21 protein-coding genes and 1 tRNA gene are annotated in these 21,684 nt (G+C 29.5%); 19 read left to right on the top strand and 3 right to left on the bottom strand.

Annotation, left to right across the window (positions count from 1 at the left end):
- Position 1 precedes the first annotated feature (1 nt).
- Both CPIN17260_RS03680 and mnmE read left to right on the top strand, forming a co-directional pair.
- On the top strand, positions 2-868 hold the full coding sequence (locus tag CPIN17260_RS03680; RefSeq protein WP_069632450.1) for a Jag N-terminal domain-containing protein: 867 nt from the start codon (positions 2-4) through the stop codon (positions 866-868).
- Entirely contained in the window at positions 849-2,186 is a 1,338-nt protein-coding gene (mnmE, locus tag CPIN17260_RS03675) for a tRNA uridine-5-carboxymethylaminomethyl(34) synthesis GTPase MnmE (RefSeq protein ID WP_069632449.1), read from the top strand. Before CPIN17260_RS03680 ends, mnmE begins: the two co-directional genes overlap by 20 nt.
- Before the next feature lie 642 nt (positions 2,187-2,828).
- Here the strand turns inward: mnmE and CPIN17260_RS03670 are convergent.
- Together CPIN17260_RS03670 and CPIN17260_RS03665 are read right to left on the bottom strand one after the other, a co-directional pair.
- Positions 2,829-3,320: a SixA phosphatase family protein gene (locus CPIN17260_RS03670; protein WP_069632448.1), complete on the bottom strand. Its 492-nt coding sequence runs from the start codon at positions 3,318-3,320 to the stop codon at positions 2,829-2,831.
- Entirely contained in the window at positions 3,317-4,123 is an 807-nt protein-coding gene (locus CPIN17260_RS03665; protein WP_069632447.1) for a ferritin-like domain-containing protein, read from the bottom strand. The genes CPIN17260_RS03670 and CPIN17260_RS03665 overlap by 4 nt, the downstream gene beginning before the upstream one ends.
- Positions 4,124-4,246: 123 nt before the next feature.
- Between CPIN17260_RS03665 and murA the strand changes: the two genes are divergently transcribed.
- The 14 genes from murA to murG all read left to right on the top strand — a co-directional run bounded on the left by murA (position 4,247) and on the right by murG (position 17,464).
- Positions 4,247-5,515 carry a UDP-N-acetylglucosamine 1-carboxyvinyltransferase gene (murA, locus tag CPIN17260_RS03660; protein ID WP_069632446.1) on the top strand — a complete coding sequence of 423 codons (1,269 nt, stop codon included), beginning with the start codon at positions 4,247-4,249 and terminating at the stop codon, positions 5,513-5,515.
- Entirely contained in the window at positions 5,515-6,675 is a 1,161-nt protein-coding gene (locus CPIN17260_RS03655) for a molybdopterin molybdotransferase MoeA (RefSeq protein ID WP_069632445.1), read from the top strand. The genes murA and CPIN17260_RS03655 overlap by 1 nt, the downstream gene beginning before the upstream one ends.
- 52 nt (positions 6,676-6,727) lie before the next feature.
- Positions 6,728-6,802, top strand: a tRNA-Gly gene (locus tag CPIN17260_RS03650).
- 56 nt (positions 6,803-6,858) lie between these two features.
- Positions 6,859-7,665 carry a flagellar basal body P-ring formation chaperone FlgA gene (flgA, locus tag CPIN17260_RS03645; protein WP_069632444.1) on the top strand — a complete coding sequence of 269 codons (807 nt, stop codon included), beginning with the start codon at positions 6,859-6,861 and terminating at the stop codon, positions 7,663-7,665.
- Positions 7,662-8,216, top strand: a complete 555-nt coding sequence (locus CPIN17260_RS03640) for a UbiX family flavin prenyltransferase (RefSeq protein WP_069636638.1) — start codon at positions 7,662-7,664, stop codon at positions 8,214-8,216. The genes flgA and CPIN17260_RS03640 overlap by 4 nt, the downstream gene beginning before the upstream one ends.
- Positions 8,217-8,290: 74 nt before the next feature.
- A complete protein-coding gene (gene coaD, locus CPIN17260_RS03635; RefSeq protein ID WP_069632494.1) occupies positions 8,291-8,752 on the top strand; it encodes a pantetheine-phosphate adenylyltransferase in 462 nt (153 codons plus the stop codon).
- Positions 8,753-9,352, top strand: coding sequence for a dTMP kinase (gene tmk, locus CPIN17260_RS03630; protein WP_069632442.1), 600 nt, complete (start codon positions 8,753-8,755; stop codon positions 9,350-9,352).
- Positions 9,349-10,581, top strand: coding sequence for a histidine--tRNA ligase (gene hisS / locus CPIN17260_RS03625; protein ID WP_069632441.1), 1,233 nt, complete (start codon positions 9,349-9,351; stop codon positions 10,579-10,581). Before tmk ends, hisS begins: the two co-directional genes overlap by 4 nt.
- Positions 10,574-12,409: a biosynthetic arginine decarboxylase gene (gene speA, locus CPIN17260_RS03620; protein WP_069636637.1), complete on the top strand. Its 1,836-nt coding sequence runs from the start codon at positions 10,574-10,576 to the stop codon at positions 12,407-12,409. The genes hisS and speA overlap by 8 nt, the downstream gene beginning before the upstream one ends.
- Before the next feature lie 85 nt (positions 12,410-12,494).
- Positions 12,495-13,664, top strand: coding sequence for a pyridoxal phosphate-dependent aminotransferase (locus tag CPIN17260_RS03615; RefSeq protein WP_078440575.1), 1,170 nt, complete (start codon positions 12,495-12,497; stop codon positions 13,662-13,664).
- Between the two features lie 14 nt (positions 13,665-13,678).
- Positions 13,679-14,530, top strand: a complete 852-nt coding sequence (thiF, locus tag CPIN17260_RS03610; protein ID WP_069636675.1) for a sulfur carrier protein ThiS adenylyltransferase ThiF — start codon at positions 13,679-13,681, stop codon at positions 14,528-14,530.
- A 449-nt stretch (positions 14,531-14,979) separates the two neighbouring features.
- Positions 14,980-15,141 carry a hypothetical protein gene (locus CPIN17260_RS09130; protein ID WP_157887328.1) on the top strand — a complete coding sequence of 54 codons (162 nt, stop codon included), beginning with the start codon at positions 14,980-14,982 and terminating at the stop codon, positions 15,139-15,141.
- A gap of 134 nt (positions 15,142-15,275) precedes the next feature.
- Positions 15,276-16,436 (top strand): peptidoglycan glycosyltransferase FtsW, encoded by a 1,161-nt coding sequence (locus CPIN17260_RS03605; protein WP_069636676.1) that lies wholly within the window; start codon positions 15,276-15,278, stop codon positions 16,434-16,436.
- A complete protein-coding gene (gene murG, locus CPIN17260_RS03600; protein ID WP_069636677.1) occupies positions 16,433-17,464 on the top strand; it encodes an undecaprenyldiphospho-muramoylpentapeptide beta-N-acetylglucosaminyltransferase in 1,032 nt (343 codons plus the stop codon). The genes CPIN17260_RS03605 and murG overlap by 4 nt, the downstream gene beginning before the upstream one ends.
- Before the next feature lie 179 nt (positions 17,465-17,643).
- On the opposite strand, the gene CPIN17260_RS03595 is transcribed toward murG, so the two are convergent.
- Positions 17,644-17,889 carry a helix-turn-helix domain-containing protein gene (locus CPIN17260_RS03595; protein ID WP_069636678.1) on the bottom strand — a complete coding sequence of 82 codons (246 nt, stop codon included), beginning with the start codon at positions 17,887-17,889 and terminating at the stop codon, positions 17,644-17,646.
- Positions 17,890-18,175: 286 nt separating this feature from the next.
- Here CPIN17260_RS03595 and CPIN17260_RS03590 point away from each other — a divergent pair, with 286 nt between their 5' ends.
- From CPIN17260_RS03590 to dnaK, 3 genes are read left to right on the top strand one after another with little or no spacing between them, the layout of a single operon-like run.
- The gene (locus CPIN17260_RS03590; protein ID WP_069636679.1) at positions 18,176-18,976 is read left to right on the top strand and encodes an HrcA family transcriptional regulator; all 801 of its coding nucleotides are present in this window, start codon (positions 18,176-18,178) and stop codon (positions 18,974-18,976) included.
- Positions 18,973-19,527, top strand: coding sequence for a nucleotide exchange factor GrpE (gene grpE, locus CPIN17260_RS03585; RefSeq protein ID WP_069632433.1), 555 nt, complete (start codon positions 18,973-18,975; stop codon positions 19,525-19,527). Before CPIN17260_RS03590 ends, grpE begins: the two co-directional genes overlap by 4 nt.
- Positions 19,528-19,563: 36 nt before the next feature.
- On the top strand, positions 19,564-21,435 hold the full coding sequence (gene dnaK, locus CPIN17260_RS03580; protein ID WP_078440574.1) for a molecular chaperone DnaK: 1,872 nt from the start codon (positions 19,564-19,566) through the stop codon (positions 21,433-21,435).
- Positions 21,436-21,684 lie beyond the last annotated feature (249 nt).

Raw genomic sequence — 21,684 nt, 5'->3', positions numbered from 1 at the left:
AATGCGTATAGAAGCACAAAATTTACAAGAAGCTTTTCAAAAAGCAGCAGAAAAGTTAAATTGCTCCGTAACAGAACTTGATATAAAAGTTATACAACACCCTAGTAATGGTTTTTTAGGGTTTTTTAAAAAAAATGCAATCATAGAAGCTAATAATGAAAAAACTGTAAATATACCTAAGCCAAAAAATGAGCAAAAAGACTCTAATGAAAAAAATAAAAAAAGAAATAAAAATAAAAAAAATCAAAATGATAAAAAATCTGAACCAACAAATATAGAAAAACAAAATGAACCAAAACAAGACTATATAATAAAGCGTTTAGATAAAGAAGAAAATAATAAGAAAAAGCAAGAAAAAACACAAAATCAAGCAGAATCTAAGCAAAACAAATCTCAACAAAATATTGATTTTGACAAAATTTTACCTGAAATCAAAGCTGGTCTAGTAAAACTTTTTGCTTCTAGCTTCTTTAAAATAGATAAAATTGAAGTTAGCAAGTATTCGGATGATTGTGTATTAATCGAACTTGATGGAGAGGATGCGGCTTTACTTATAGGCAAAGAAGGATATAGATATAAAGCTATATCTTATTTGATTCATAATTGGCTTAACCTTAAATACAATTTATCAATAAGACTTGAAATAGCTGAGTTTTTAAAAAATCAAGAAAATACAATGGATCAATATCTAAGCAATATAATACAAAGAGTTCAAACAAATGGAAAAGCTCAAACAAAACCACTTGATGGAGTCCTTGTAAAAATTGCTGTTTCTAAATTGAGAGAGAAATTTCCAGATAAATATGTTGGCATTAAAACCAATGGAAATGATAAGTTTGTTATAGTAAATGACTTCATTAAAAAATGATACAATAGTTGCAACAGCAACAGCACACGGAGCCGGCTCTGTAAGCATAATAAGAATGAGCGGTTTTGACTCTTTAAAAATCGCAAAAAAGCTGATAAAAAAAGATGAGCTGACTCCTAGATATGCAACTTTATGCAAAATTTATTCATTAGATAACTCCTTTATGGATGAGGGGTTAATTATATACTTTAAAGCTCCAAATAGTTTTACTGGCGAAGATATAGTTGAGTTTCAAATTCACGGTGGATTTACCATAACAGATATGCTTTTAAATGAACTTATAAAAGCTGGAGCTAGGTTAGCAAACCCTGGCGAGTTTAGCAAAAGAGCTTTTTTAAACGATAAAATAGACCTACTAAAAGCAAATGCGATAAGTGCTATGATAAATGCAAGAAGTCAAAGTGCTGTTAAAATACTAGCTAGACAGATGAAAGGCGAATTAAAAGAATATGTTGAAAATATAAGACTTGATCTTATAAAAACTCTAGCATATGTAGAAACAAGTATAGACTATGCTGATGATGATCTACCGGAAGATATAATAATTCAAATAAAGCAAATGCTTGTAAAAAATAGCCAAAGTCTTGATAAAATAGTCCAGATAAGCAAACAAAGAAGTGGCCTTATAGATGGTTTTAAAATAGCAATAGTCGGAAAACCAAATGTTGGAAAAAGTTCTATATTAAATTCACTTTTAAAATATGAAAGAGCAATAGTCTCAAACGAAGCTGGAACGACAAGAGATACAATAGAAGAAGAGCTAAAAATAGGAACTCATATAATAAAAATAATAGACACAGCTGGAATAAGAGAGAATACAGGAGCTATAGAAGAAATAGGAATAAGCTATACCTTAAGAGCAATAAAAGAAGCCGATATAATACTAGCTGTTTTTGATGCATCAAGCAAAGCAACTGAGCAAGATAAGCAGATAATCAAACTTATAAATAACTCAGACAAACAGATATTTTTTATATTAAACAAGATTGATTTAGATATTAAGTTTGATTTGGATTTAAAAGATCCTATAAAAATATCAGCAAACAACAGTGTGGATGAAATTTTAAGCACATTAAATAACTTTTTAAATAACCAAGATACAGGTGAACTAATGTTAAGCTCTGTTTCTCAAATAAATGCTTGTGCAAATGCAAGTATGGCACTAAAAAATGGCTTAGAATTAATGCAAGATAATGAGTTAGAACTTTTTGCTTACGAGCTAAATAAAGCTATAAAAAATATAGCAGATATAACAAAACCGGTTGAATATTCAGAATTGCTTGATGAGATGTTTTCTAATTTTTGTTTAGGAAAATAAGGTATTTATTGTTTATTTTAAATAAATAAATTTGATATTATCTATGAAATTTAAAAGATTTGCAATTTAATATAAAGGCGATTCATTATAGACTTTTGTATATGATTTAACCTTCCTTACAAGACACATTTTTTAAAAACTCGTGGTAAATAATTTATTAAAAAAGCTAATCCAACCTAATACATAGTTAAATTACAATAAATTCATTAGCACAAAATAATATTAATTATAGTTTATAAAGATAATAAAATGCAAGTTAAAGAATCTTAATTAAAATTATTTAAAACACTATTTATATATTAATGGTCTTTAATTTAAAACAGTATAAAATTTACAACCAGCTTCGCTACCTAAATCACAACCTTTATCATAATATTTTATGGCTTTATGGTATGATTGTTTTTATACCTTTGTCATAGCACCTAAGATAAAACAACCACTAACTTCACAGAAATCGCAAGCTTTGTTAGAATATCCTATAGCCTTAGAATATAATTGTTTAACTCCTTGACCATTTTGATAGAAAAATACTTAAGATAGTGCAACTCTTACTATCGCCCAAATTACAGGCTTTTTTAAAATCATCAAATTTTGAAGCAAAAATAGTAGTTACTAAAGCTAATAGTATGTGTTAAAAAATATTTATTTTCCTCTATATCTCTTTGGATATTCAAAAAATAGCACCCCAACCTCATCTTTTTTTATGTCTGAAAATTTACCTTCAAACTCTATACCAAAAACCCCACAAGTTGGCATATTTCCTATACTAGAATCACTTATATACTCACAAATTTCAGTTATTGCTGGATTGTGAAGGACTAAAAACACATTTTTTATATCATCATCTATACTCTGTATAAATTCAAAAATATAATTTGCAGTTGCTGTATAAAATCTTTTTTTATACTTTACATCTTTTTTTATATCCATCTCATTAAAAAGCTCTTTTACAGTTTGTTTACATCTAATAGCATCACTAGACACAACCAAATCAAAAGCTATGTCGTGTTTTTTAAGTGCCTTTGCTATAAGTTTTATATCTTTTTTACCCCTATCGTTAATAGCTCTTTTAAAATCTTTATCAGAATTTGTTTCAACAGCTTTTGCATGTCTCATAAAATAAATTTTTTTCATCTTATAGCCATCTGTTTTATGATTTTTATCTCATCCATAGAAAAACCGGCTTTAAGTCTATCCTCTTCGTTTAATTCCCTGCTGGTCAAAAATGAATTTGGATAAAGTCTTTGTATTATATTTACATATTCAAGTGGATCTATATTTTCAATTTTACAAGCATATTTAAACCACTTATCGCCTTTTTTTACGTGAGCTATCTCTTCATCAAGTATAATTTGTAAAGCATTTATAAGCTCAACACTAGCATTTTGTTTTTTTAATTTTTTGATTATATGAGCATTTGCATCAAGACCATTTGCTTCCATATATCTAGGTAAAAGCGCCATTCTCTCTAAAAGACTATTTTCTGTTTTTTTAAGTGCTACAAAAAGTCCATCATGAACTTGCATACAGCCATAATATCCACCATTTTTAGCAAGTAAATCCTCTATCATCAAAAAATGACGAACCTCATCATCAGCCACTTCAAGCCAATCATCATAAAAATCACGACTCATCAAATCAAATCTATAACACTCATCCAAGGCTATATCAATAGCACTAAATTCTATATGTGCAACAGAGTGTATAAAATATAAATTTTTATCTTTTTGTGGTATTTTTTTATTCAAATTCCTCATAGAAACCACATCACAAAAATCACTATAACAAGGCTTTTCAAGTGATTTTGGCTCACCTACCCTATTAAAATTTATATCTTTTGTATTTTTATATTTTTTATAAAATTCATTAAATTTTGCAATCTTTTTATTTTTATTGCCTTCATTAATAATATCCCAAATCGAATCAAAAAAATTCACTAATAAACCTTATATGGTAAAATTATAATAAATCAATGAAGTTTTTATTTTATCAAAATTTTGTTTTCTAAGCAAAAAATCAATATAATATTTTTTTACTTTTTAAAATTTCTAAGGCTTTAAATGTATTATTTGCAAATAACTGGACAAAACAAACTATCTGGCGAAGTTAAGATAAGTGGAGCTAAAAATGCTGCTTTACCTATAATAGCACTAACTTTGCTTGCAAAAAACAAAGTTGATATAAAAAATATTCCAAATGTAGCTGATATAAAAACTCTAGCACAATTATTAACAAATTTAGGCTCAAATTGCGAATATAAAGACGATAATGAAATCAATATAGACACAACAGGGATAAACTCAACCACTGCAACATACGATATAGTAAGAAAAATGAGAGCTTCTATACTTGTATTAGGACCGCTTTTGGCTAGATTTGGTAAATGCGAAGTGAGTCTTCCAGGCGGATGTGCGATAGGTCAAAGACCTATTGACCTTCATCTATCGGCACTAGAAAAAATGGGTGCTGATATACAAATCAAGCAAGGATATGTAGTAGCTAGTGCAAAAAATGGCTTGCAAGGTGCAAAAATAGTTTTTGATAAAGTAACAGTAACTGGTAGTGAAAATATAATAATGGCCGCAGCATTAGCAAATGGAAAAACACATCTGATAAATGTAGCAAAAGAGCCTGAGGTTGTTCAAATATGTGAAATTTTATCAAAAGCTGGTGTCAAAATAGAAGGCATAGGCACGGATGAGCTTATAATATATGGAACAAATAAAGAACTTTTAGATATAGATGAAATAAATGTTATCCCAGATAGAATAGAAGCTGGAACTTACTTATGTGCCGGAGCTATCACAAACTCACAAATAACAATCACAAATGTAAATCCAAAACATTTAGAAGCTATCACAACAAAACTTGAACAAATGGGCTTTAAGATACAAACAGATGAAGATAAAATAACTATAATTCCAGCTGATAAAATAAATAGTTGTGAAATTGTAACAAGAGAGTATCCAGGATTTCCTACAGATATGCAAGCTCAATTTATGGCACTATCATTAGTTGCTGATGGTGTAAGCACGATAGATGAGAGACTTTTTGAAAATCGCTTTATGCATGTAAGCGAGCTTTCAAGAATGGGAGCTGATATAAGATTAAACGGTCATATGGCAAGTATTTATGGTGGCAAAAAATTAAATGCAGCAGATGTTATGGCTACAGACCTTAGAGCAAGTTCGGCTTTGGTTCTTGCAGCTCTTGCAGCAGAAGGAACAAGCAGGGTTCATAGAATTTATCATCTTGATAGAGGCTATGAAAATTTACACAAAAAACTACAAATGCTTGGTGCAGACATACAAAGACTTAAGGAAGAATAATGGTTGAATTAAATGAAGTTTTTGAAATTTTAAAAAGCAATGAAACACTAGATGAGTGTATTGCCTTAGAAAATGCATTAGGTAAAATAACAAGCCAAGATATAGTAGCTATAAAAGATCTTCCTTGTTTTGATAATTCTGCACTAGATGGATTTGCCATAAAATTTGATCAAAAAGAAAATGGATACACTCTTATAGATACTGTCTTTGCTGGAGAAACAAAAAAAACTCAGATAAAAGACAATGAATGTATAAAAATAATGACTGGGGCTATATTTCCCCTAGGAGCTGATACTATTTTAAGAATAGAAGATAGTATTGAAAAAGATGGAAAAATATATCCTAAAAATCCAGAAAAACTAAAAAAAGGTGATGCACATAGGTTTAAAGGTGAAGAGGTAACAATAGGAAATGTTCTAATAAAAAAAGGAACAAAACTAGAACCAACTCACATAATGCTACTAGCGTCTCAAGGCATATATAATGTAAAAGTAAAACCAAACCCTAAAATAGCCATATTTTCAAGTGGCAATGAATTAAAAGAGCCTTGGGAATTTGCAAATGAAACACAAATTTATAATGCCAATGCACTTGGAATTTCTTCGCTACTTCAAAAAAATGGATTTAACTCATCATATTTTGGAATAATAAAAGATGACTTAGGCCAAACAATAAATTCATTAAAAAACACAAGCAATTTTGATGTAGTTATATGTTCTGGCGGGGCTAGCATGGGCGATGCTGACTTTATGAAAATGGCTTTAGATAAGCTTGGTTATACACAAATTTTTGACAAAATAAATCTAAGACCGGGTGCTCCAACAAAAGCTTATAAAAAAGATAACCAAACAGTATTTATACTACCTGGAAATCCAATGGCTGCATATATTTGCAATCTTATTGTAGTTGTACCTTTTTTAAATAACAGTAAACCTGAAATGATAAAATGCATATCTGGCGAAAATATAAAGTTTAAAAAAGGTCGTGCAAATGTTGTTTTGGGGAATTTACAAGATGGTAAATTTTATAGTTTAAATAACAACAAATATGGCTCAGGCATGATAACACCGCTAACGCAAAGCGATTTTATATACATATCAAACCCATCTGATGAGCAAATTATGCAAGACCAAGAAATTTATATAATGAAAATTTCTTGACAAATGAAAAAGTTTTTGATAAAATCACGCTTTATTTTTGAACTTAAATTATGCGGGAATAGCTCAGGGGTAGAGCATAACCTTGCCAAGGTTAGGGTCGCGAGTTCGAATCTCGTTTCCCGCTCCATCATAATCCTACTTTTACCACTATTTTTATTTGGTTTTGATGTAAATATTTATCCAATGTATTGTATAAGTGATAGCGTTATAAGCTTAAAAACATTTGGTTTTGATGGCGAAGATAATGAAATTTTAAATCTTGAAAACAGACGTGCAGCAAAGATAGATAAAGAAAAACTATTTGAAATTTTAAAATCTAATTTTAAAACATTTAATGATAAAACAGGAAAAACAGTCGCCTTTGTAAGAGATTGCACTACCTATGATAAAATTCAAGCAGAATTTATAAAAACATTAAGCAATGAGTATCAAAATATAGATATAAAAGATATTGATATTGCATCACAAAATAAACTTCCAGATAATTTTGATAATTTTAAATTAAAAGAAATTTCAGTATTAAAAAATCCAAAATCAAATGGAAATTTTAAAGCTACTTTTGTGGTAAATGACTTTAATATTAAAACTCTTTATTTTAGATATAATTTTAAAGCCCAAATACCTGTTTTTGTTGCTATAAAAAACCTAAATAGAGGCGATGAATTAGATGTTTTTGATTATCAAAAATCATTTGTGGATTTTAATAAATTTGATATAAACTTATTAAAAGATATTGATAATTCTAAAATGGTAGCAAAAACAGAGATTAAAGCCGGAGATGTGCTATTAACACAAAATTTCACAAAAATGTCTTTGATAAAAAGAGGCGATAAGATAAATGCCACATTAAACGATGGTGGGTTAAGCTTAATAATAGAGACAATAGCTGTACAAAATGGAAACTTGGGTGATGAAATAACAGTAAGAACAAAAGATAGAAAAAGCTTTAAAGCAAAGATAGTATCAAAAAATATGGCGATTATACAATGAAAATAGCAGTAGGAATCACGGGTGCTAGTGGTTGTTTTCTAGGCTTTAAATTAGCCCATGAAATAAGTAAAAATCACGAAACATATGTTGTAATAAGTGAAAGTGCAAAAACCACACTAAAACTTGAAAATGGTATAAATTTTAATGAAGAAAAACAAAAGCTACAAAAAGCTACAATCCTTGATGACAAAGATATAGGTGCTTGTGTTGCTTCTGGTTCATTTGGAATACAAAAGACAATAATTGCACCTTGTTCCATAAACACACTAGCAAAGATATCAAATGGTTTTTGTGATACACTAATAACAAGAATGGCAGCCGTTGCATTAAAAGAACAAAAAAGATTAGTACTTGGAGTAAGGGAGATGCCATTTTCAAATATATCCCTTAAACAGATGAGTGAACTAAGTTCATTAAATGTTATGATAGCTCCACCGGTGTTTGGCTTTTATTCAAAATCACAAAGTTTTGATGATATCTGTGATTTTATAGTTGGAAAATGGCTTGATACTCTTGAGATAGAAAACTCATTATACAAAAGATGGAATTAATAAATTTATTTTTAATAAAAAACAGATAAAATAACGATTTTAAATTTTTACGAGGTAGTGAATTGAAAGCTTGTATGTATCCTGGAACCTTTGATCCTTTAACAAATGGACATATAGATGTTATAACAAGAGCATCTAAGATTTTTAGCAAAGTCATAGTAGCTGTTGCAAAAAACGACAACAAAAAGCCTTTGTTTAGCTTAGAACATAGAATAAAAATGGCAAAAGAGTGTGTAAAAAAACTAAAAAATGTTGAGATATTGGGATTTGATGGTTTGCTTGTTGATTTTGCAAAACAACACGATATAAAGATAAATATAAGAGGCCTTAGAGCTGTTAGTGATTTTGAGTATGAACTACAAATGGGCTATGCAAACTCTACGCTTTATCACGAATTTGAAACTATATATTTAATGCCTAGCTTAAACAATTCATTTATTTCAAGCTCAATAGTAAGGTCTGTATTAAACCACAATGGAGATGTAAGTAAATTAGTTCCAAAAGAGATTATTAAATATCTTAAAGAGATAAAATAAATGTATATTTTATTTGAAGGTATAGATGGAGTTGGTAAAAGCACACAGATAAAAAGAATATCAAAATTTTATAACAATGTTTTAATAACAAAAGAGCCGGGTGCAACGCCTTTTGGCGACAAGATAAGAGATATTTTATTGCACGGAAAATTACAATTAAGCAAAAAGGCGGAGATGTTTTTATTCTTAGCAGATAGAGCTGAACACGCACAAAGCGTAATAGAAAAGAACCAAGATAAATTAATACTTAGTGATAGAGGTTTTATCTCAGGTATCTCATATGCCATAACAAATGATAGCGAATTAAATTTTGATACTCTTTTGAGCTTTAATAAATTTGCACTAAATAATAATATGCCTGATAAAATTATATTTTTTAAAGCTGATGAGAGCTTGATTTTAAAAAGATTTAAGCTTAGAAATAAAAAAGATACAATAGAAAAAAGAGGTATAAAATATCTCTTACAAGTTCAAGAAAATATGGAAAACACGATAGATAAATTAGGTATCGAAAGCTTAAAAATAGATGCTACTTTAAAAAAAGAAGAGATAACAAAAAAGATAATAAATTTTATAAACTTAGATAAGGATATGATATGATAAATGCACTTCGTGGAATGAAAGATATGATGCTCAAAAAAGCCAAATTATATGAGCATATAGTAAAAATTTGCGAACAAACAGCAAAAAATTATGGCTATACATTAGTAAAAACTCCACATTTAGAACAAACATCTCTTTTTAAAAGAAGTGTTGGTGAAAGCAGTGATATAGTTGGCAAAGAGATGTATCAATTTACAGATAAAGGCGATAACGATGTCTGTTTAAGACCAGAAGGAACAGCTGGAGTCGTAAGGGCATTTATAGAGTCAAAACAAGATAAAACAAATGGTGTTTATAGATATTTTTATCACGGTTCTATGTTTAGATATGAAAGACCGCAAAAAGGAAGACTTAGAGAATTTCATCAATTTGGAGTTGAGTGTTTTGGAGAAGCTGATGTAAAAGAAGATGCAAGTGTTATTCTTATGCTAAACGAGATACTAACAAAACTAAACATCAAAACAACTCTTAAAATAAACTCATTAGGCGATGCTTCATCAATGGCTACCTATAAAGAAAAATTAGTAAAATTTTTAGATAAACACGATAAGGAAATATGTGCTGACTGCCAAAGAAGGAAGGATTTAAATCCTATAAGAGTTCTTGATTGTAAAAATGAAAGCTGTCAAGAAATATACAAAAATGCACCACTTATGATAGATAATTTAAACGATGAAGCAAAGGCTGATTTTGAAAAATTAAAAGAAATTTTAACCAATAACCAAATATCTTTTGAGATAGACCCAAAACTTGTTAGAGGTTTAGATTATTACTGTAAAACGGCATTTGAGTTTATTAGTAACGAGATAGGTTCACAAAGCGCTGTTGCTGGTGGTGGAAGGTATGATAGATTGGTTGAATATCTTGGAGGCAAGGCAAATTATGGTGTTGGTTTTGCTATGGGTATAGAAAGAATTATGGAAATATTAAATGAGATAGATGAAAAAAGAGATGGAATTTATATATGTGCTTTGGATGAAAAATATATAGATTATATTTTCAATCTTGGTATCAAACTAAGAAAAGAATTTAAGGTAAACATATCCTATAAAGCAAAAAAACTTCAAAAACATCTATCAGATGCGGACAATAATAATTCAAAAATTTTCCTATGTGTTGGGGAAAATGAAAAAAATAACAACGAAATTTGGTTTAAAAACCTACAAACAAAAGATGAAAAAACTATAAAAATAGATGATATTTATAAGGAGCTTGAAAATGAATGATTATGGCCTTAGTATTTGGGGTGATAACAATTTTATTATAGAACAAGGTAAGGTTTGTGTAAATAAAAAAAGCAAACCAGCGATACTAGATATAGTAAAAGAGATAAATTCTCAAGGCTATAGAGGTCCTATATTGCTTCGTTTTCCACACCTTATCAAAAAACAGATAGAGCAAATTTATGCAAGTTTCTCTAAGGCAAAAAAGGAATTTGGTTACAAGGGAAATTTCAATGCTGTTTATCCATTAAAAGTAAATCAATATCCAGGATTTGTTAAAAACTTAGTTACACTAGGAAAGCCTTATAATTATGGACTTGAAGCTGGAAGCAAGGCTGAGTTACTGTTAGCAATGGCTTATAATAATGAAAATGCACCTATAACAGTAAATGGCTTTAAGGATAAAGAGCTTATAAATATAGGATTTATAGCTGCTGAAATGGGACACAATATAACACTTACGATAGAAGGCTTAAATGAACTTGAAGCAATTATAGCAACAGCAAAAGAGCGTTTTTCTCCAAAACCAAACATAGGACTTAGAATAAGACTTCACTCTACCGGTTCTGGAATTTGGGCAAAAAGTGGTGGAATATACTCTAAATTTGGGCTTACATCAACTGAACTTATAGAAGCTATAAATATGCTAAAAAAGGCAGATTTGTTAGAGTGTTTTAGTATGATACATTTTCATATAGGTTCGCAAATAACAGAAATTCATCCACTAAAAAAAGCCTTAACAGAAGCAGGAAATATATATGCAGAGTTAAGAAAAATGGGGGCAAAAAACCTAAAAGCTATAAACTTAGGTGGCGGTCTAGCGATAGAATACTCACAATTCAAACAAGCATCAAGTAGAAATTATACACTTAATGAATATGCAAACGATGTTGTTTATCTTCTAAAAAGCATAGCAGGACAAAAAAATGAACAAGAACCAGATATTTTTATAGAATCAGGGCGTTTTATATCAGCATCTCATGCTTTACTTGTTGCTCCGGTGCTTGAACTTTTTTCACAAGATCACACAGAAGAAAAATTAAATTTAAAAGAAAAAAATCCACAACTTATAACAGAACTTTATGATCTATATAATTCTATAAGACCATCAAATGCCTTAGAATATCTCCATGATAGTATAGATCATATGGAAAGCGTATTGACACTTTTTGACCTTGGTTATGTTGATTTGCAAGATAGATCTAATGCTGAGGTGTTAGTTCAACTAATAGGAAAAAAAGCTGTTATAATGCTTGGAAATAAAAACAGCACATCTGATTTGTTGAAAATACAAGAAGAGATAAAAGAGAGATATTTGGTAAATTTCTCAGTATTTCAGTCATTACCTGATTTTTGGGGATTAAAACAAAACTTTCCTATAATGCCACTAGATTGTCTTGATATACGCCCTACTCTACCAGCTTGCATTTGGGATATTACTTGTGATAGTGATGGAGAGATAAGCTATAAAGATGAAATGAATCAACTATTTTTACACGATGTTGATGTAGAAAAAGATGAGTATTTTTTAGGATTTTTTCTAGTTGGTGCTTACCAAGAAGTTTTAGGAATGAAACACAATCTTTTTACACATCCAACCGAAGCTATTGTTGAGATAAGTGAGACTGGATTTGAGATAAAAAACCTACTTGAAAGTCAATCCATTCTTGATATTATGGAAGATATGGATTATGATATACACGAGATACAAGATACTTTAAATGAGCGGCTAGAACGTTCAAATCTTGTAAATGAAACTCAAAAAAAGCAAATATTAGGAGAGATATATCTATTTTTAAATGATAATGGTTATCTAAAAACAATAAACTAAATTTAAAAAATTTTTTGGTTTATAAAAAAGTGATAAAATATTGGTTTATAACAATATCTAAAATACATTACAAAGGATTAAGTAAATGTTATCACAAAGAATGCAAACTTTAAGTGAGTCTTTAACCATAGCAATATCAGCTAAAGCAAAGCAGATGAAAGCTGATGGCGTAGATGTTATAAGTTTTAGTGCTGGTGAACCTGATTTTGATACACCTAAAGCAATAAAAGATGCTGTAAAAGAAGCACTAGATAGTGGCTGTGGAAAATATACAGCTGTAGCAGGTGAACCTGATGTATTAAAAGCTATAGCTACAAAACTAAAAAAAGATAACAACTTAACCTATACAACAAATCAAATCGTAACAAATGTTGGAGCAAAACACTCACTTTTTAATATCTTTCAAGCACTTATAGATAAGGGTGATGAGGTTATTATCCCAAGTCCTTACTGGGTAAGCTACCCTGAAATTGTAAAATTCAGTGGCGGTGTTCCTGTATTTTTAGAAACTAATGACGAGTGTGATTTTAAAATAACCCCAAAACAACTAAAAGATGCAATCACAGAAAAAACAAAGGTATTTTGCCTAAATCACCCAAATAACCCAACAGGTTCTGTTTATACAAAAGATGAACTTTTAGAATTTGCAGAAATTTTAAAAGGTACAAACATAATAGTTTTAAGTGATGAAATTTATGAAAAATTAACATACGACACAGAATTTGTGGCAGTTGCTTCTATAAGTGAAGATATGTTTAAAAGAACTGTTACCATAAATGGACTTAGTAAATGTGGGGCTATGCCTGGATGGAGATTTGGCTATATGGCAAGTGTTATGGATGAGCTAAATGCCGCTGTTAAAAAACTACAAAGTCAAAGCACTAGCAACATATCAACACTAACTCAAAGAGGTGCTATAGCTTCACTTCTAGGTAAAAGCGATGATGATATAAAGTATATGAAAAATGAGTTTCAAAAAAGAAGAGACTTGGCTGTTGAGCTTATAAACAACATAGATGGATTAAAAGTCAAAAAACCAAATGGTGCATTTTATCTATTTGTAAATTGTAAAGAAGTTGATGAAGACTCGGTAAGATTTTGTAAAAAAATGCTAGAAGAAGCAAAGGTTGCAACAGTGCCTGGAATTGGTTTTGGAATGCAAGGTTATTTTAGACTAAGCTTTGCCACAGACACAGATAGTATAAAAAAAGGAATAGAAAGAATAAGTAATTTTGTAAAAAATTATAAAATATAAGAGTGGATAAAAAATTGATAAAAATAGAAATTAACGGATACGGTTTTAAGACAGACTCAAAAGACTTAAATGAATTAAAAAGTGAAATTTCAGGTGAATTAAAAAGTGAAATTTCACTTTTTATACAAAAGCACAACCTACTTGAAGCTGATATTTATATATTAAATGGTTTTGCCATAAAAGGAAATCAGCCTTTAAAAGATAACGATAAAATAAATATAATAAAACGTGGTGTTATGCCTAGCAATGAGATATTAAAATCAATGATAGAAGCTAGAAACTCTCCTGAATTAAATAATGCTCTATCAAATGCTTGTGTAGGCATAGCTGGACTCGGTGGTCTTGGTTCAAACATAGCATTAAGCCTTGCTAGAGTCGGTATATCAAAGCTTGTTTTGGTTGATTTTGACATAGTAGAACCAAGCAATTTAAATCGCCAACAATACTATGTAAGCCATATAGGTATGAATAAAACACATGCATTAAAAGATCTTATTAGTAAAATAAATCCATTTGTTGAAGTAATAACACATGAAATTTATCTTGATAAAACAAATGTAGCAGATATTTTTTCAGAGTGCAGTATAGTTTGTGAAGCATTTGACAATACATTAAGCAAATCAATGATTATAAACGAAGCTGGAAATAGTCTAAAAGATAAAAAAATTATTTGTGGTTCTGGAATGGCTGGAATGCATAGCTCTAACCTAATCAAAACTGTAAAATTTGCAAATAACTTGTACATATGCGGAGATTTTACAAACGAAGCAAATATAGGTCAAGGACTAATGGCACCTAGAGTTGCTATATGTGCAAACCATGAAGCAAATTTAGCATTAAGATTATTGATGAACTTAGGTGTATAAAATCATTAAATAATTTTAAATAGTTTTTATAAGTTTCAAAAGCCAATCATATCATTAAAAACCAATGCTATGTTTGGCAAAAACTAACAAAATGCGAATATTTTTATTATATAAAAGCCACTTATGATTTTTTTTAATATGCACTTTACAACAAGTTACACCAATTTTAGGTGTTAAATCCAAAAAACATAATTTTTAACACTAAAAAACAAGTCTTTATGTAAAATTTCAAAAAAAGAATATACTCTATTAACTGGAGATATTGATCTTATTTTAGGCATATTTAACTTATTTTGTATCATAGAAATAAAGCTTGAACTAGAAAATAATTTTTATAAAGCCGGTAAAAACTCATAGAAAATGCTGATGATTTTAGTATTAAAAAGGAGTTAGATTTAATATAGATTAATTAAAAATGAATTTGATTGTATAAATTTTAAAAATCTGCTATGAATTTTAAACTAGCTGGCGCAAGAACACAAAATATTAGCTTTGGTTGTATTCAAAGTTTAGCATATTTTTTTGCTGATTTTGTATATAAACATTCAAAAGAGCTTAAATGTGAAAATGTTGTATTTAGTGGGGATATGTTTGAAAATCAAAGTATGTAAAATTTATTTTATAAACATATAAACCCAAATAACGACATAGCATTCAAAGAGCTCATTAAGATATAAAATTCAAACCTTTATAAGATAGTTTTAAATAAAATAATAGGCTATTTATATAAAAGCGGAGAACTATTTTGAGTGCTGATAAAATTCTATTTTTTTTAAGTGTTTCATTGCTTATAATCGGCGTAGTATTTTCTCTTTCTTTATCTGCTTTTACAGTTTTATCATTTAATTATAGCGAGTATCATTTTTTTGCAAGACAATTTATTGTAGCTTTTATAGGCATAGCTATGATGTGGGGAATTTCTAGATTAAATCCGGATAAATATCTTATGTGGATAGGATTTAGTTTGTTTATAACCTGTACTCTAATAATGGGGTTAATGTATGTTTTACCAAGCTCTCTTGTAACAGAAGCTGGAGGTGCTAGAAGATGGATAAGGCTTCCTGGGTTTTCTTTAGCACCGGTTGAGTTTTTTAAAATAGGATTTGTATATTTCTTAGCTTGGAGTTTTAGTAGAAAAATAGATAGTTCAAAAAAAAGATTAGTTGATGAGCTAAAAATCCTAGCACCATATTTATTTTTATTTATGATAATTATATATCTTATAGCTGTTTTACAAAACGACTTAGGTCAAGTAGTAGTTCTTGCACTCACACTTATAATAATGGCACTTTTTGCTGGAACAAGTAAGAAATTTTTTGGCATAGGGATATTAGCGGCAACATTGGCTGCAATAATCATAATTTTTAGCTCAGATCATAGAATTTTAAGGATAAAATCTTGGTGGGGAAGCATACAAGATATGATTTTATCATTTTTCCCGCACCAAATAGCAGATGTATTAAGAGTGGACAACGCACCAGAACCATACCAAGTAGGACACTCTTTAAATGCAATAAAACACGGAGAGATATTTGGCGAAGGCTTGGGAGCTGGGGTTATAAAGCTTGGGTTTTTAAGTGAAGTTCATACCGACTTTGTTCTTGCTGGTATAGCTGAAGAGATTGGATTTGTAGGTATAAGTTTGATAGTTATACTATTTTCTTTTTTGCTTTTTAGAATTTTTAGAATATCTTCAAGAAGTGAAAACAAAGTTTATCATCTATTTTCACTTGGAATTGGACTTTTGATATCTTTTTCATTTTTGATAAATAGCTATGGAATAAACTCATTAGTTCCTATAAAGGGTCTAGCGGTTCCATTTTTAAGTTATGGCGGAAGTTCTGTTTTAGCGGTATGTATAAGTATAGGTATGGTTTTAATGGTAAGTAAAAAGGTAAAACAATGATAGCAATAACAGGCGGTGGAACAGGCGGGCATTTAGCTATAGCTAGAAGCTTTTGTAATCAACTAAAAAAACAGAACAAACAGGCCATATTTATAGGTTCAACAAATGGTCAAGATAAGATGTGGTTTGAAAATGATAAAAATTTTGATCAAAAATACTTTTTACAAAGCTCTGGTGTTGTTAATAAAAAAGGATTAAATAAACTAAAATCATTTTTAAATATCATAAAACTATCATTTGAGTGCAAAAAAATATTTAAACAAAATAATATAAAAGCGGTAATTAGTGTCGGTGGATACTCAGCAGCACCAGCATCTTTGGCGGCTATTTTATCAAATATACCGCTTTTTATACACGAACAAAATGCAATAGTTGGCAAATTAAATTATATACTAAGACCTTTTGCAAATAAATTTTACAGCTCATACGAAAAACAGCCATTCGCCTACCCTGTGAGTGATAAATTTTTCAAAGCACAAAGAATAAGAAGCGATATAAAAACGATACTTTTTTTAGGTGGATCTCAAGGTGCAAAAGCTATAAATGAACTTGTTATCAAAATAGCACCTACTTTAAAAGAAAAAAATATAAACATAATACATCAATGCGGCAAAGACTCACTTCAAGCATTACAGACTGAGTACAAAGAATTAGGTTTTACCGATGAGAATTTAGAACTTTTTGACTTTTGCAACAACATAGAAGAAAAAATGCAAAAAGCAGATTTAGCCATAACAAGATCTGGTGCTAGTTCTTTATGGGAACTTATAGCAAATGCCTTGCCTTGTATTTTTATACCTTTTCCATATGCAGCAAAAAACCATCAATACCACAATGCTAAATTTTTACAAGACAAAAACCTAGCAAAAATCTCAACACAAATAAAAAACAGTGCAAATGATAAAGAAATTTTAAAAATGATTGAAGAATACGATATAAAAAATACATCTGAACTTTTATCTAATTTAACACATCAAGATAATACGGATGAGATTATAAAAGATATCATCTCAAAGCTAAATGATTAGCTTTAATTCATTTAGCACTTTTTTGATCTGAATCTAAACTTTATTCTTTTTAATCTATACGTTGTCAAAGCATAAAATTCTCTATAAAAACAAACAAATCTAGACTCTTTTTTACTACATATACAAGCAAATACACTTTCTAACTCTCTACGTTCTTTGTTTGTAATTTTATCCATAAATTATGCTCCGGCTAATTTTTTTATCTTTTTTAAAACAAACAATACTTCATCATCATCTAGTTCGCAAAGCATTTTACAAACAACAGCTGCCGCTTGTGGCTTTGTCCTTCCAAGTCTCCAATCCTGATAAGTTCTCATAGGAATTCCAAGACTTTTTGCCATTTCATTTTGAGAAATTTTCTTTCCCAAATTCTTAGACTCAACAGCATTATGAAGTAAATTAAAAATATCATTTGTTTCAATCATCGGAGTATTGTATAAAATATTGTATTAAATATTAATTAAAAAATATAAAAAATTATATATTAAGTATTAAATATAATATAAATATATCTAATTATATATTATTTAATATATTTTATACGATATATAGTATAATTATATTAAGTTTGACTTATTTTATATAATAAAACTTTAGTTAATAAGACTAAAGTAAAATAAATTAAAATAATTAGATTTAACCCTTGACAATAATATACTCAATATTGTATAATTCACTTAGCAATTTAAATGAAAGAGTGCTAATTAATAGATGAAATCAAATAAAATAAGTAAAAGAGATATAATACTTAACTCAATCATAGATGCCTATATAGAACAAAACATTCCAATAGGCTCTAGTGAGCTTGGTTCTCGCATGGATATAAATATCTCAGCATCTACTATTAGGGTATATTTTAAAAAGCTATCTGATGAAGGCGAAATAATGCAACTTCATATAAGTGGCGGAAGAATACCTACTGTAAATGCTATGCAAAAATATTGGAATGATTTTTTCTATGATTTTTCAGATAAAATTGTTATAAATGATGAAAATATTTTAAAATTTTTGTGTGATAAGCATGAGCTTTATTGTATGATTTTTGGAAATCTTGATCAAAATTTAGAAGAAATTTTAAATCTTAATAGTAGATTTTTAGTGCTTAATTTCACAAAAGATGAGATAGTTATAAAATACAATGAAAAGGTTGAGCAATTTTTATCAAATTTAATAGGAGTTAGTTTAAACAAGCTTGAATTAGTATCATCCCAAGTTGGTTTAAGCGAACTTAGAAGCAAAATAAGAGAGCTTAAAAGAACAAAAATCTATTTTCAAGAAAATGAAATTTTGGCTTTGAAGATGTTTGAAAATAAAAAAATAAAATCTATTTTAGAGCCGAGTTTTGAAAATTTTATGAAGAAAAAATTAACTTTTTCTCCATTATTTGAAGATGGCTTTATGGGTTTAAAATTGGCAGCAAATTACAAAGGAGAAGACTCTATAATGGTATGTAGCGGAAGCGTATATGCTAACTATATTAGATTTTTAAATAACATAAAGGAGGTAGCATGAGCGAAGATATAAAACAAGAAGAAAATAATTTAGAAAATGTAACCGACAACAAGGAAATAACTAGTGATAATATTGATTTAAATAATCTATCACAAGAAGAGTTTTCAAAAGTTTTAGAATTAGAAAAAGAACTTAGTGAATTAACAAATAAGTATTATAGAGCTAATGCTGATTTTGAAAACATGAAAAAGCGTTTTGAAAAAGAAAAAGAAGGGATAGCAAGCTATGCAAATGAGAAATTTGCAAGAGATCTTTTGCCTGTCATAGATGCTATGCTTATGGCTGTAAATTTTGATGCATCAGAAGATGAATTTGCAAAAAAGATAAAAGAAGGTGTGCTTTTAACGCTAGATGAGTTTAAAAAATGCTTTGAAAAGCACGGTATAAAAGAGATACAAACTGATATAGATTTTGATCCAAATGTGCATAATGCTGTATTAAGAGTAGATAGCGAAAATCACACAAGTGGACAAATAGTGCAAGTTATGCAAGTGGGATACACTATAAATGGTAGGGTTTTAAGACCAGCAATGGTTAGTATAGCAAATTAATTTAGAAAATAAAAAATTTAATAAAAAGGAAAAAACATGTCAAAAGTTATAGGAATAGATTTAGGAACAACAAACTCTTGTGTTAGTGTTTTTGAACGCGGGGAAAGCAAGGTTATACCAAATAAGGAGGGAAAAAACACAACTCCTTCAGTAGTAGCTTTTACAGATAAAGGCGATGTATTAGTTGGTGATGTTGCAAAACGTCAAGCTGTAACAAATCCTGAAAAAACTATTTATTCTATAAAGCGTATCATGGGATTAATGAGCAATGAAGATGCAGCAAAAGAAGCAAAAAACAGACTTCCTTATCACGTAGTTGATAGAAATGGCGCATGCGCTATTGAAATTTCCGGCAAAGTTTATACACCACAAGAAATTTCTGCAAAAGTTTTAATTAAATTAAAAGAAGATGCGGAAAGCTTTTTAGGTGAAAAAGTTGTTGATGCTGTTATTACGGTGCCTGCTTACTTTAACGATAGCCAAAGAAAGGCTACAAAAGAAGCTGGAACAATAGCTGGTTTAAATGTTTTACGTATTATAAATGAACCAACAGCAGCTGCTCTTTCTTATGGTCTAGATAAAAAAGAAGCTGAAAAGATATTGGTTTATGACCTTGGTGGTGGTACATTTGACGTTACTGTTTTGGAAACTGGCGATAATGTTGTAGAGGTTTTAGCTACTGGCGGTAATGCATTTTTAGGTGGTGATGACTTTGACAACCTTATAATTGACTGGCTTGCAAATGAGTTTAAATCTGAAACCGGAATAGATTTAAAAGGTGATGTAATGGCTTCTCAACGTTTAAAAGAAGCTGCTGAAAATGCTAAAAAAGAGTTAAGCTCAGCATCAGAAACAAATATAAATCTTCCATTTATAACAGCAGATGCAAGTGGCCCAAAACACCTTGTAAAAACTTTAAGTCGTGCTAAATTTGAAGGAATGATAGAGTCTTTGGTAGCTGAAACAATAACAAAAATAAATGAAGTTATAAAAGATGCTGGATTAAGCAAAAATGAAGTAAAAGAGATCGTAATGGTTGGTGGTTCTACAAGGGTTCCACTTGTTCAAGAAGAAGTAAAAAAAGCATTTGGCAAAGAGCTAAACAAAAGCGTAAATCCTGATGAAGTAGTATCTATAGGTGCTTCTATCCAAGGTGCTGTTATAAAAGGCGATGTTAAAGATGTATTGCTTCTTGATGTTACACCACTTAGCCTTGGTATAGAAACACTTGGTGGAGTTATGTCAAAAATAATAGAAAAAGGTACAACAATACCTACTAAGAAAAACCAAGTATTCTCAACAGCTGAAGATAACCAAAGTGCTGTTACAATCAATGTAATACAAGGTGAGCGTGAGTTTGCAAGAGATAATAAGTCTTTGGGACAATTTAACCTTGAAGGCATACCAGCTGCACCTCGTGGAGTTCCTCAAATAGAAGTTGAGTTTGATATAGATGCCAACGGTATACTTACTGTTTCAGCTAAAGATAAAGCTACCGGAAAGGCTCAAAATATAACAATATCTGGTTCAAGCGGTTTAAGTGATGAAGAGATTAACAAAATGGTAAAAGAGGCAGAGCTTCACAAAGAAGAAGATAATAAAAGAAAAGAAGCTGTAGAAGCTAGAAATCAAGCTGACGCGTTAGTTCATCAAACACAAAAAAGTATGGACGAACTTGGTGAAAAAGTACCAGAAGAAGACAGAAATAACATACAAAAAGCTTTAGATGAACTAAAAGAGACTCTTAAAGACCAAAACTCTACAAAAGAGCAAATAGATGCTAAGGTTAAAGACTTAAGCGCTGCTAGCCATAAACTTGCTGAAGCTATGTATAAAAAAGAAGGCGATGCAAACGAAGCAAATTCTAAGAAAAAAGATGATGACGTTATAGACGCCGAAGTTGAGTAATATACTTTTTTAAAGGGGTGATTAAAACACCCCTTATAATTTAATTATTTATATAAAAATTACCTAAAGCATAAATTTATAAAAGTTTTATATTTTAAAATATTCTTTTATGAATTTTTTAATATAAAACACAAACTAACTCGCTATTAAAGCATAAATACCTATATAAATTTTACAACCATTAATTAAAATTTATATTTTTTTGTTATCTAGCTCAATTATTTTTATATCACTTACAACAAAAAGTAT

This window comes from Campylobacter pinnipediorum subsp. pinnipediorum (assembly GCF_002021925.1).
GTDB lineage: Bacteria > Campylobacterota > Campylobacteria > Campylobacterales > Campylobacteraceae > Campylobacter_A > Campylobacter_A pinnipediorum.
The sequence above is the reverse complement of the archived record's forward strand: the minus strand, read 5'-3'. Positions and strand labels throughout refer to the sequence as shown.